We start from the raw sequence: 7,226 nt of genomic DNA, 5'->3' as shown, positions 1-7,226 counted from the left end.
GTGGCGAGCGAACTCCACGCACGCCTGACGGCCGCGGGTCTGGAGGCGGTACGTCCGGACGCCGCGGTCGTCTCCGTGCGCGCGCCATCCCCGGAGGGAGCCGTGCGGTGGGCGGCCGACTGCCGTGCGGCCGGGCTGGCCGTGGGCTGCTTCCGTCCTCCTTCCGTCCCCGACGGCATCTCACGGCTCAGGCTGACCGCCCGCGCGGACCTCTCCGAGGGGCAGATCGAACGCGCTGTACGAGTGATCGGCGAGGCGCGACCATGAGTCGGCGTGACACGGCCGAGCGCCGCACGAGAGGGGAACCGGTCAGATGTGGTGCACGGCGGCCGTGAAGCCCGCCCAGCTCCCGGGGGAGAAGAGCAGCGCGGGTCCGGACGGGGCCTTGGAGTCGCGCACGGCGAGCAGGCCGGTCCACGGACCGCGGTCCAACGGGGCCGTCTCGACGCAGTTGTTCGCTCCTGTGCTGTAGCTGCTGCGCAGCCACCGCACATCGTGCAGTTCGGTACTGGAGGGTACGTGCCGAGGCAGTGCAGACATGGGGGGTGCCTCCTTCTTACGCGCCGTCACCTATCGCGGCGATGTAGTCCAACGAATCCTCGGGCGAAAGGGCGTGGAACCGAAGGGTGTTGAAGGCCTCGGTGTAGGCCTGGAGGTCTTCTTTCCGTTCCAGGTAGAGGCTACTCGTCAAGTGGTCGAGAACAACCACATCCAGATCAGATGTGCTCGAAAATGAGAAGATAACGAAAGGCCCGGTGATGCCGATGTGCGCTCCGGCGGTGAACGGCAGTACCTGCAACCGCACTTGGGGCAGGCGGGCCGCCTCCACCAGCCGCTCCAACTGCCGCGCCATGACCCCGGGCCCGCCCACGTCCCGGCGCAGCACGGCCTCGTCCAGGACCGCGCTCAGCTCCAGCGGCGGATGCGACCGCAGCACGTCCTGCCTGGCCAGCCGTACCTCGACCAGCGCGTCCAGCCGTTCGTCGTCCAGCCCGTCCACCGCGGCCTTCGTCACCGCCCGGGCGTACTCGGGCGTCTGCAGCAGCCCCGGCACCACCGAGGTCTCCAGCGTGCGCATCGCGCTGGCCTGGGACTCCAGGCTGATGAAGTCCCGGTAGGTCGGCGGCAGCACCCCGCGGTAGGCGTGCCACCAGTGGTGCCGGCCGCCGCTCTCGTCGGATCCCGCCAAGACCAGCAGCAACTCCCGCAGTTGGGCGTCCCGCACTCCGTAGGCGTCGAGCAGTAACCGCACATCGGCCGGTTTCACCCCGCTCGCGCCGGTCTCGATCCGGCTGACCTTCGACTGATGCCAGCCCACCAGCCGGGCGGCCTCACCACTCGTGAGCCCCGCACCGGTGCGCAACGCACGCAGTTCGGCGCCCAGTTTCCGGCGGCGCACCGCGGGACCGTGCTGCATGGGCTGCTCTCCTTACAAATACGCTCTGCCGTCGCAGAGTTCACCGCTTCGAGCGACAGATATATGCATATCTTGGTGGATCGCCACCCGTGACGGCCGCGGTAATGGCAGTCTGGCGACGAAGCACCAGTCCGGGACCGTACTCGAACCTTCCGCCTTCGTGTCGGACTGCGGTCCCGTGGGAAAGGGACGACGTCGCCATGGCAGACCATCTGGAAGCATCCGTCACTCTGCCGAGCGATCCCGCCTCGGTTTCCGCGGCTCGCGCCTACGTGGTCACGACCCTGGCGGAGTGGGGACTGCCGGCGGACACGGACGCGGCCGAGACCATCCGCCTCATCGTCTCCGAACTCGCCACCAACGCCGTACAGCACACCTTCGGGCAGTCACCGACCTTCACGGTGGACCTCGAGCTCGACCGGGACGAACACCTGCGCATCGGTGTCACCGACAGCCATCCGCGGTTCCCGAAGCGGCTGCCCGCCGCCGTCCAGCAGGACAACGGCCGGGGCCTGGTGATCATCCGCTGGCTGACCGCGGAGTACGGCGGCAAGCTGAGAATCCGGCCCACCCGCGAGGGCGGCAAGACCGTCTCCATCGAACTGCCGTGGACCGTACCGGCCGAGCCGGTGCCCACGGCGGGGCAGCAGGACCCGTAGAACTCACGTGTGACGGGCCCGGGCGAACGTGCCCCGCAACAAGGCCCGGAACGCGTCCGCGGCGGGTGCCGCCTCGTCGGTCCGGTACACGACCGAGATCGTACGGCGCAGCTCTCCCGCCTCCAGCAGCCGCATCCCCACCGGAGTGGCCGCCGTCCGCGCCACCATCTCCGGTACGACCCCGAGCCCGAGCCCCGCACTGGCCAGCGCGCACACCAGGACATACCCGGGAGTCGCCACCAGCACCGACGGCGTGGCCCCGGCCCGGGCCAGTATCGCCTCCACCTCCCGCCGCCCCGGATGATCCGGCGCCATGCTGATCAGCGGCTGCCCCGCGAGTTCGGCCAGCGGGAGCCGTGAGGCGCCGCTGGTGAGGGCGTGCCCCGGCGCGGACACCAGGACCAGCTCCTCGACGAAGATCGCATCGGCGCCGACGGAGGAGGGGAGCGGGACCGGGTCCCCCGGTTCATAGCGGTGCGTCATCGCCAGGTCGATCTCGCCGGCGGCCACGGCGGCGGCCCCGGCCGACGGTTCGTGGTCCGCGACGATCAGCTCCACGTCCGGATACGCCCGGCGGAACGCGCTGAGCACGGGTGGCAGCAGATGGATGCCGGCGGTCTGGAAGGTGCCGAGCCGGAGCGTGCCGCCCGACAGGCCCGCCAGCCGCGCCAGCTCGTGCCGCGCCCGCTCCAACTCGTCGAGCACGCGACGCGCCCGCGCCACCAGCACCTCGCCCGCGCCCGTCAGCCGCGCCCCGCGATGGTGCCGGACGAGCAGGGCGGTACCCGCCTCCCGCTCCAGCTTGGCCAGTTGCTGGGAGAGGGCGGGCGGTGTGTAGCCGAGACGCTCGGCTGCCCGGGTGATCGACCCCGCCTCGGCGACCGCCACGAGGGCCGCGAGCCGGGTGGGATCGTACATGCGGAGTCCTTCCGGCTGAAGCGGCTGGGCCTAAAGCAATGCTTAAGGCGCACCCAGCATATTCGACATACCTGCTGAAGGCTCGCGGACGGCAGGCTGGGGCGCATGGACGCACAGCTCATCGCCTTCACCGGTCTCGCCGCGGGCCTGATCGCCATGCCCGGCGCCGACTTCACCGTCGTCGTGCGCAACGCCCTGGTCTCCCGCCGCGCCGGTGTCACCTGCGCGCTCGGCATCACGGCAGGACTGCTGGTGCACACCGCACTGGCGGTGGCCGGGGTCGCCTCGGTGCTGGCCGCCGTACCCGCGCTGTTCCGCGCGCTGCAACTGCTGGGCGGTGCCTATGTCCTGTACCTGGGCCTGCGGACCCTGCGGGCGCTACGGCGGCCGAGCGCGGCCTCGGCCGACGAAGCCGCCTCTGGCGGGCACCCGCTGCGGCAGGGCTTCCTCACCAATGCCCTGAACCCGAAGGCCTCGCTCACCTTTCTCAGCGTGCTGCCGCAGTTCGTGCCCGCGGGCAGCCCGGCCATGCCCCGGACCCTGCTGCTCGCACTGATCGTCGTCGTCCTCGCCCTGCTCTGGTTCCACGCCGTGGCCCTGCTGGTCGACCGCCTCGGCCGGTGGCTGCGCGGGCCGCGTGCCGCACGGGTGGTGGAGGGCGTCACCGGCGGCGCGCTGACAGTTCTCGGTGCGGTGCTGCTGCTCGAACCGGTGCTCGCGGCCTGACGGCCTCGTGTGCCGGCGGCCCGACCGCCTCGTGCCGCTCGTCGGCCGAGGGCCGCTCCTCGGCCGCGCCGGCCCGCCACACCAGGCGCGGCAGCAGCCCCCACAGGCCGAGACACACCAGCAGGGTCGCCGCGCCCGCGGCCACCCCGCCGGCCCGGCTGGTCGTCACGTCCACCACGAGCAGCACCGACCCGGTGAACGCGAGCACCAGGACACCCATGCCCGCCGACGCCAGCCGCGAGGAGACCTGGACGATGCGGGGCTTGGCGCCCTTCTGGAAGAGCGAGCGGTGCAGGGCGGCGGGCGCGGTGAACAGCGCCGCCGCGAGGACCGCCAGCAGGAGCGTGGTCACGTAGGTGGTGCGCTGGACCGTGTCGAGGTCGGGGAAACGCGGGGTGAAGGCCAGGCTCAGCAGGAAGGCGAAGAGGATCTGGACCCCGGTCTGGGTGACGCGCAGTTCCTGGAGCAGCTCGCCGAAGTTGCGGTCGGCGCGCTCCAGCGGCGTCTCGTTGCGTGCGGTGCAGCGACGGTGGTCGGACATGCCGGACGAGTAACCGCCTGAGCCCGTGTCACGCCCCGGGAGGCCCGCGGAGGGCGACGGCGAGTCAGGTCGCCGTCGCCCCCGCGGGCGCGTCAGCGGACCCGGCCGTACCAGACGCTCTTGGTCCAGATCTTCTGCAGTCGCACCACGTCCCCGGTCTTCGGGGCGTGCCAGATCTTCCCCTTCCCGGCGTAGATGCCGACGTGGTACACGTTCGAGCCCGAGTGGAAGAACACCAGGTCTCCGGCCTTGCGGCTCTTGGAGGAGATGTGGCGCGTCTTGTTGTACTGCTGGGCGGCCGTTCGGGGCAGCTTCTTGCCCGCCTTCTTGAACGAGTACAGGGTGAGCCCGGAGCAGTCGAACCTCTTCGGCCCCGTGGCGCCGTATTTGTACGGCGAGCCCTTCTTGGAGGCCGCGATCTGAAGTGCCTTCGTCGCCGGTGTGGCGGCCTCTGCCTCGGAGGCGAAGCCGGGAGCCACGATCGAGCCGCCCACGGCGGCGATGGTGAGGGCCGAGGCCGTACCGGCCCGGACCATGAGCGACGGGACACGATTGAGCGCAGTCATGCGCAACCCTTCGTCAGCCGCCTGTGAAGGATGACCTGTCGGATTCGGGCTGGCGAAGTTGCCCGGCCGCTGACGCGGCTTCACCCCAAGGGCTGCTCGGCCCGGTCATGGCGTGACCGTTCCGGCGACCCGTCGTGCTTGGGTCCTCCACTCCTGCCGATCCACTCCTGTCGACCGGTCATCCGGGCGGCGGCAGGACTCGGCGTCCGCCCGGACCGCCCCGCCGCTGTGGCGGGGGCTTGTCGTCAGACACGGATCCTCACTCACGGATGTCCGAAAATCCCAACGGAACCGAGGGTTTGTGTTGTTACTCACCACTCACCCGTTCGGGTGGACACCCCGGTGTTCGAAGGGGTGTTGAGGGGCCCGAGGACGCCCGGACCAGCACCGGAACGCCTCATTGCGGCTGGGAGCCAGGCGCGTTGTGCAAGTCCGCCGGTCCCGAAAAAGGGCGCACGCCTACTCCAAAAGGCCGTACGCCGTTTGGTCCGTTTCGACCCCGGCCCGGACGTCGTCTCGACCCGACGGTTCGTCCGGGCCGGGTGGGGGTGCGTCAACTGTCGGAGAGCGGCGGCAGAGTGACGCGAGCCGTGCGGCGCTCGCCGTCCAGGACGCGCAGCGCCCGCGTGAGCGTGGGCGCGTGCAGTTCGGTCTCGCCCCGCTGGTGCATCAGCGCCAGCGCGTCGCGCAGTTCCGTCGCCTTGCCGACCAGTGCCTGCGCGGCCCGCAGCCCGCGGTACGTGTCGCCGTGGTGCACGGGGTTGATGCGCCCGAGCAGGTCGACCACGTCGAGGTAACGGTCGATCAGCTCGCCCTCGGCACGGGTGAGGGCGGGCAGCGGCGGCAGTTCGGGTGGGAGCACCGGCCGCTCACCTCCCGGTGGGCGGGGCGAGGGTGGCCTTGCGGCTCGGGATGATCTGATCCGCGAGTCCGTACTCCAGCGCTTGCCGTGCGTTGAGGATCGTGTCCCGCTCGATGTCCGCGCTCACCTGCTCCTGGGTGCGGCCGGTGTGCCGTACGAGCATCTCCTCCAGCAGGGCACGGATCCGCGTCAATTCGTCGGCCTGGATGGCCAGATCGCTGGCCTGCCCCTGCACCGGTTCGGCCAGCGCGGGCTGGTGGATCACCACGCGGGCACCCGGCAGCAGGTGCCGCTTGCCGGGCGTCCCCGCCGCCAGCAGCACGGCGGCGGACGAGCCGGCCTGCCCCAGACATGTCGTCTCCACGTCGCAAGCGACGTACTGCATCGTGTCGTAGATCGCCGACATCGCGCTGAACGAGCCGCCGGGAGAGTTGATGTACAGCGAGATGTCCCGGTCCGGGTCCTTGTGCTCGAGGTACATGAACTGGGCCATCAGATCGTTGGCGGAGGTGTCGTCGATCTGCGTCCCGAGGAAGACGATTCGCTCCTCCAGCAGCTTCGAGTACGGATCCATCGACTTGTGCCCGTAACTCGTGCGCTCGGTGATCTCGGGCAGGACATAGCGGGCGGATGGTCGGGTCATGGTTGCCCCTCCTTCGGCGTCTGTAAAAAATGTACAGGATGTACGTGACGTTATGATGGGGGTATGGCCTATGAGATTCCGGTGACGCAAGCCAGGGCTGAACTCGCCGACCTGATCAACCGGGTGGTGTACGGCGGTGAGCGGGTGGTCGTGACACGGCACGGCAAACCCCTCGTCGCCCTGGTCTCCGCCGCCGACCTCGAACGGCTGGAAGAGCTTCAGGAGCCCGCCGAGGAGCAGGTGATCAGCGCGGTCTCCACCGTCCGCGAGGTCGCGTCCGCTCCTCGCGAACAGCAGCGCTTCGGCATCGCGGCGCACCACCGGGGGACCGGTCCCGCGTAGACCTACCTGGTCCCGCGTGGACGAAGAGCGCGTAGACGAAGAGACCGTGCACCCCCGGCCGCTACGGCGGGGGTGCACGGTCGGACAGGTGTCGTGGGCCGGTCAGCCCACGGGGGTCAGTTCCCGCTTTTCCGCGGGCTCGGTGCTCCGTGTACGTGCCTTGAGCGCGTTGCCGAGCAGTACGGCGCCCAGGCCCAGCGCGGCCCACCAGGTCAGGGTCAGGGCGGGACCGGTCGCCGCCGCGCCGTCGAAGAACGACACCGAGCGCAGCAGGGTCGTGCCCGCGCCCGGCGGCAGCCACTGGCCGATCGCCCCGGCCGGCTCGGGCAGCATCTGCGGGGCCGTGGCCGCTCCGGAGAACGGGTTGCCGAACAGCATCACCACACCCGCGCCGAGCCCGATGCCTGCCGGGCCGAGCAGGGCGGCGAGTCCGGCCACGGCGCCGCTCACAGCCAGCGTCGCCAGGCCGAGCGTGCCGGCCTCCGCCCACCAGTCGCCCGTGAGGACCCCCAGCCAACTGTGCGCGACCGCCGCCGCGGCCACGCCGACGAG

At 70.8% G+C, this 7,226-nt stretch carries 11 protein-coding genes, 1 pseudogene and 1 riboswitch; of the genes and pseudogenes, 4 read left to right on the top strand and 8 right to left on the bottom strand.

Annotated elements, in window-relative coordinates; translation table 11 throughout:
* Nucleotides 1–267 (top strand): aminotransferase class I/II-fold pyridoxal phosphate-dependent enzyme (locus tag CLM62_RS23750; protein ID WP_257004044.1); only part of this gene is annotated, 267 nt, incomplete at its 5' end.
* A 42-nt stretch (nt 268–309) separates the two neighbouring features.
* Here CLM62_RS23750 and CLM62_RS23745 read toward each other — a convergent pair.
* Together CLM62_RS23745 and CLM62_RS23740 are read right to left on the bottom strand one after the other, a co-directional pair.
* Nucleotides 310–540 (bottom strand): DUF397 domain-containing protein, encoded by a 231-nt coding sequence (locus CLM62_RS23745; protein ID WP_095751928.1) that lies wholly within the window; start codon nt 538–540, stop codon nt 310–312.
* Nucleotides 541–556: 16 nt separating this feature from the next.
* Nucleotides 557–1,417 (bottom strand): helix-turn-helix transcriptional regulator, encoded by an 861-nt coding sequence (locus CLM62_RS23740; RefSeq protein WP_095751927.1) that lies wholly within the window; start codon nt 1,415–1,417, stop codon nt 557–559.
* Between the two features lie 200 nt (nt 1,418–1,617).
* On the opposite strand from CLM62_RS23740, the gene CLM62_RS23735 reads away from it, so the two are divergent.
* Entirely contained in the window at nt 1,618–2,076 is a 459-nt protein-coding gene (locus tag CLM62_RS23735; RefSeq protein WP_095751926.1) for an ATP-binding protein, read from the top strand.
* Nucleotides 2,077–2,079: 3 nt separating this feature from the next.
* Here CLM62_RS23735 and CLM62_RS23730 read toward each other — a convergent pair whose 3' ends face one another.
* Entirely contained in the window at nt 2,080–2,994 is a 915-nt protein-coding gene (locus tag CLM62_RS23730; protein ID WP_095751925.1) for a LysR family transcriptional regulator, read from the bottom strand.
* 105 nt (nt 2,995–3,099) lie between these two features.
* Here CLM62_RS23730 and CLM62_RS23725 point away from each other — a divergent pair, with 105 nt between their 5' ends.
* A complete protein-coding gene (locus tag CLM62_RS23725) occupies nt 3,100–3,720 on the top strand; it encodes a LysE family translocator (RefSeq protein WP_095751924.1) in 621 nt (206 codons plus the stop codon).
* Here CLM62_RS23725 and CLM62_RS23720 read toward each other — a convergent pair.
* From CLM62_RS23720 to CLM62_RS23705, 4 genes are all read right to left on the bottom strand, one after another.
* On the bottom strand, nt 3,656–4,261 hold the full coding sequence (locus CLM62_RS23720; protein ID WP_095751923.1) for a DUF6328 family protein: 606 nt from the start codon (nt 4,259–4,261) through the stop codon (nt 3,656–3,658). The two genes, CLM62_RS23725 and CLM62_RS23720, sit on opposite strands and share 65 nt — an antisense overlap.
* 92 nt (nt 4,262–4,353) lie before the next feature.
* Nucleotides 4,354–4,827, bottom strand: coding sequence for a C40 family peptidase (locus tag CLM62_RS23715; protein WP_095751922.1), 474 nt, complete (start codon nt 4,825–4,827; stop codon nt 4,354–4,356).
* Between the two features lie 3 nt (nt 4,828–4,830).
* A riboswitch (cyclic di-AMP (ydaO/yuaA leader) is annotated at nt 4,831–5,042 on the bottom strand.
* A gap of 338 nt (nt 5,043–5,380) precedes the next feature.
* A complete protein-coding gene (locus CLM62_RS23710) occupies nt 5,381–5,689 on the bottom strand; it encodes a hypothetical protein (protein WP_095751921.1) in 309 nt (102 codons plus the stop codon).
* Nucleotides 5,690–5,696: 7 nt separating this feature from the next.
* A complete protein-coding gene (locus CLM62_RS23705) occupies nt 5,697–6,332 on the bottom strand; it encodes an ATP-dependent Clp protease proteolytic subunit (protein ID WP_095751920.1) in 636 nt (211 codons plus the stop codon).
* Between the two features lie 63 nt (nt 6,333–6,395).
* On the opposite strand from CLM62_RS23705, the gene CLM62_RS23700 reads away from it, so the two are divergent.
* Complete coding sequence (locus CLM62_RS23700) at nt 6,396–6,674, top strand: type II toxin-antitoxin system Phd/YefM family antitoxin (RefSeq protein ID WP_095751919.1); 279 nt, start codon at nt 6,396–6,398, stop codon at nt 6,672–6,674.
* Nucleotides 6,675–6,776: 102 nt separating this feature from the next.
* Here the strand turns inward: CLM62_RS23700 and CLM62_RS23695 are convergent.
* Nucleotides 6,777–7,226 (bottom strand): annotated as a pseudogene (locus tag CLM62_RS23695) (ABC transporter permease); the annotation flags it as partial.

Origin of the sequence: Streptomyces sp. SA15, from assembly GCF_002291145.1 — a bacterium.
Taxonomy (GTDB): domain Bacteria; phylum Actinomycetota; class Actinomycetes; order Streptomycetales; family Streptomycetaceae; genus Streptomyces.
This window is presented reverse-complemented; position numbering and strand designations above follow the sequence as displayed.